Below are 521 nucleotides of genomic sequence, written 5' to 3' on the forward strand. Positions count from 1 at the left end.
CCCTGTTCTTCCATGGCGGCGGCGATCGAGGTCGAGATCTGGCTCATCTCGGTGATCGTGCGGGCAATCTCCTGGATCGCCGCCACCGTCTGTTGCGTCGCCTGCTGCACCGAACCGATCTGGTGGGAGATCTCCTCCGTGGCCTTGGCCGTCTGGGTGGCGAGATCCTTGACCTCGGAGGCCACCACGGCAAAGCCCTTGCCGGCCTCGCCCGCCCGCGCCGCCTCGATGGTGGCGTTGAGGGCCAAGAGGTTGGTCTGGCCCGCGATGGTGTTGATCAGCTGCACCACGTCGCCGATCTTCTCGGCGCTCGCGGCCAGCTCCTGCACCGTGGCGCTGGTGCGCTGGGTGCCGGCGACGGCCTTCTCGGCCACCTGGGAGGACTGCGCCACCTGGGAGGCGATCTCCCGGATCGAGATCGACAGCTCTTCCGTGGCGGCCGCCACCGTCTGCACGTTGGCGGAGGTCTGCTGGGCGGCGGACGAGACGGTGACCGATTGCTGGGTGGTCTGGTCGGCCAC

1 protein-coding gene is annotated in these 521 nt (G+C 68.7%); it reads right to left on the reverse strand.

The window, feature by feature from the left end:
• On the reverse strand, nt 1-521 hold a 521-nt coding region (locus tag ACYVOK_RS29080; RefSeq protein WP_460665756.1), incomplete at both ends, for a methyl-accepting chemotaxis protein.

This window comes from Kribbella swartbergensis (assembly GCF_054784135.1).